Below are 3345 nucleotides of genomic sequence, written 5' to 3'. Positions count from 1 at the left end.
TTTACTGTAATAATAACCTTGTAACTCTTTGCACCCCATTGTAGTTAGCATATCTACCTGCGCAATACTTTCAACCCCTTCTGCAATGGTTCTCAAACCAAGATTATCTGCAAGCTGGACAATAGTTCGGGCAATCGCCGCATCTTTGGGATTGTCAACGATTTCATCAACAAAGCTTTTATCAATTTTCAAGGTATTAATCGGAAAGTTTTTCAGGTAGCTCAATGAAGAATAACCGGTTCCGAAATCATCAATGGCCAGCCCTACCCCCATTGCTTTTAATGCGTTTAATAATGGGATTGTCTCCATCACATCTTTAAGCATCGCCGTTTCAGTTATTTCCAATTCAAGAGAGGCTGCTGGCAACCCTGAATTATTGAGACTTTGTCCAACCTGCTCCAGAAGTAACTGCTGATTAAACTGCATAGCAGACAAATTCACCGAAACACGCCATTGAACATCAAATTGTTGCTGCCATCCCCGGGTTTGCAAACAGGCCTGATTTAACACCCACTCACCAATAGCAATAATCAAACCGGTCTTTTCAGCCACGTCTATAAATACTAACGGACCCAACAGACCTTTTACTGGATGCAACCAACGCAGCAAGGCTTCAAACCCTATGATCTGCTTCGTTTGCACATCAATCTGCGGTTGGTAAAACAGCAGAAACTCATTACGTTCCAATGCTTGGCGCAGATCCTGTTCCATCTGTAAACGCTCATACAGATAATCATTCATTTCTGCTGAGAAAAACTGGTAATTGTTACGTCCTAATTCCTTGGCATGATTCATTGCCACATCAGCATGCTGCATCAACGCCTGAACGTTGTCCCCATCTTCAGGGAAAAGAGCAATACCGATGCTCACCGTACTGAAAACATTATGCTCTTTGATATCAAATGATTTTTCAAATTTGGCCACTATCCGCTGGGCGATATTTGCCAGCACATCCACATTATCAATATTGGTCAGCATGACGGTAAATTCATCACCCGCGAACCGGGCCACACGATCATCCTTATCTTTGCTCACTGCAATCAAATCCGCATCTCGCAGACAGTCCTTAATTCTCGACGCAGCCTCACATAACAATGCATCACCGACCTGATGCCCATAGGTATCATTGATATGCTTGAAGTGATCCAGATCGATAAACATCAGTGTTAAGGACTGTTGTTTATGTCGGGCACGAGCAATAGCTGTTTCCAGCTGCTCAATAAACAGTCGTCTATTCGGCAAATCTGTAAGGGTATCGTAATACGTGTAATAAGCGAGCTCCTGTTCAGATCGCTTGAGTGAAGTTATGTCCTGCAACGTGCCAATAATCTTCCACCCATCATAATCTTCGGTAATTTCTGTTCGTTCATGGAGGTAAAACAATTGACCGCTTCCTGACTGAATACGATATTCAATATCATAAGGATGCTTTTGATGAATGGCCCGACGAAGCGCCTGTTTGAATAATGGTCTGTCTTCAGGAAAAATGTGATGAAGAATCTGTTTAAATGAAAGGACTTTTGAGGATTTCTCTATACCAAAGATCCTGTAAAGATCAGCACTACATTCAATCTGATTCTGTTTGAAATCCCATTCCCAATAGCTTAGATGTGCAATTGCCTGAGCTTTATCCAGTTTTGAACGGCTCAGACTAAGTTCGCGTAAGGTATTATTGGCTTTTAGAATATATCGAACACGGTGTGCAAATAACGGCCATTTGAATGGTTTTGTAATGAAATCCGTCGCCCCCGATGCAAACGCCTCTTCAATATCATCAACTTTGTCATGCACAGTAACCATCACGATTGCTGCTTGTTGACCTTTAGGAAGTAAACGGAGCTGACGACAACAGGTAAACCCATCCATGCCAGGCATGGAAACATCCAGTAAAGTGATATCAGGCAAAAACTCGGCAAATAATCTTATCGCCTGCTGCCCATTTTCAGCTTCGATAATGGATAAGTTCGGATCCTGAAGTGATTGTTTCATCAATAAACGCGTGACCGGATCGTCATCGACGATAAGCACGGTATATAGGGATTGACTATCCATGTTGCCAGATACCTGAATTTCTAAGCATAGAAATACTGATATAAGAATGACGAAATAGAATCAGCGGCAGTTTATATCAGCAATGTAACCAAGACCATAAACTACCATAGCCTCAAACGCTTTAACCTGCGCTAGCGCACATTTCTCTAATGTTAGTTATGGAGCGGGATTTGGAATCGTTTTATGAATCTCTTCGATTGCTGTAACAACCTCATTCGACAGCATTAATGTTTCGCTGGCGATATTGGTCTTTAATTGCTGCATAGTGGTAGCCCCAATGATAGTTGCAGCTGTAAATGGTCGGCTATTCACATAAGCCAATGCCATCTGCGCAGGATCTAACTGATGTTGCTTCGCCAAATCGACATAAGCCTGAGTCGCTTTGACAGCCTGTGGATTACTGTACCGTGCATAATGTGGCCATAAACTCATTCGGGCAGTGTCGGGAGCATTATTCTGGAGATACTTCCCTGTCAACACGCCAAATCCTAAAGGTGAATAAGCCAATAGTGGAACATTCTCTCGATAACTGATTTCGGCACAGCCAATCTCGTAGGTACGGTTTAGCAAACTGTAGGGATTTTGTATTGAGGCAATCACTGGAAGATTCATCGATTTTGCCACTGAAAGAAACTGCATCAATCCCCATGGGGTTTCGTTAGATAAACCGATATAGCGAATTTTTCCGGATTTTATCTGCTTTTCCAATGCCTGCAGGGTTTCAACCACTGGCGTCATTGCTTCTTCAGCAGCATCGTGTTGATAACCTAATTTGCCGAAATAATTGGTTTGTCGTTCAGGCCAATGTAATTGATATAAATCCAGATATTCGGTTTGCAAGCGTTGCAAACTATTGTCTAACGCTTCGCTGATATTTTTATCATCAAATCGTGATTTACCCTGACGTATGTGCCCAACCCAATCAGCACCCGGACCGGCAATCTTACTGGCAATGACCAAATCCTCACGACGACCATGCTGTTTTAACCAGTTGCCAACAATCGTTTCAGTAGCACCATAGGTTTCTGCTTTGGGTGGAATGGCATAAAGCTCTGCCGTATCAATGAAGTTAATACCCTGCGATACCGCGTAATCAAGCTGTTCAAATGCTTCCTGTTGGCTGTTCTGTTCACCATAAGTCATTGTGCCAAGACAAATCTGGCTGACTTTTAGATTACTATTGCCAAGGGTATTGAATTGCATAGTCGATCCTGTGATTTTCAGACGGTAGAAACAAAACAACGCCCATTAAGAGCGTTGTGATGATATCAGGGCTTGTTGATCTTTCATATC

General features: G+C 42.5%; 2 protein-coding genes. Both read right to left on the bottom strand.

What is annotated here, in order from left to right; translation table 11 throughout:
- Window positions 1-2052, bottom strand: a 2052-nt coding sequence (locus tag B3O33_RS10395) for a two-component system response regulator (protein ID WP_292363552.1), incomplete at its 3' end; no start/stop codon positions are given.
- A 156-nt stretch (window positions 2053-2208) separates the two neighbouring features.
- Complete coding sequence (locus tag B3O33_RS10390) at window positions 2209-3255, bottom strand: NADP(H)-dependent aldo-keto reductase (RefSeq protein ID WP_292360100.1); 1047 nt, start codon at window positions 3253-3255, stop codon at window positions 2209-2211.
- Window positions 3256-3345: the final 90 nt, after the last annotated feature.

Source organism: Methylophaga sp. UBA1464 (genome assembly GCF_002325665.1).
Classification (GTDB): domain Bacteria; phylum Pseudomonadota; class Gammaproteobacteria; order Nitrosococcales; family Methylophagaceae; genus Methylophaga.
Note: the sequence above shows the minus strand (reverse complement) of the source record. Positions and strands in the feature narration are given on the sequence as shown.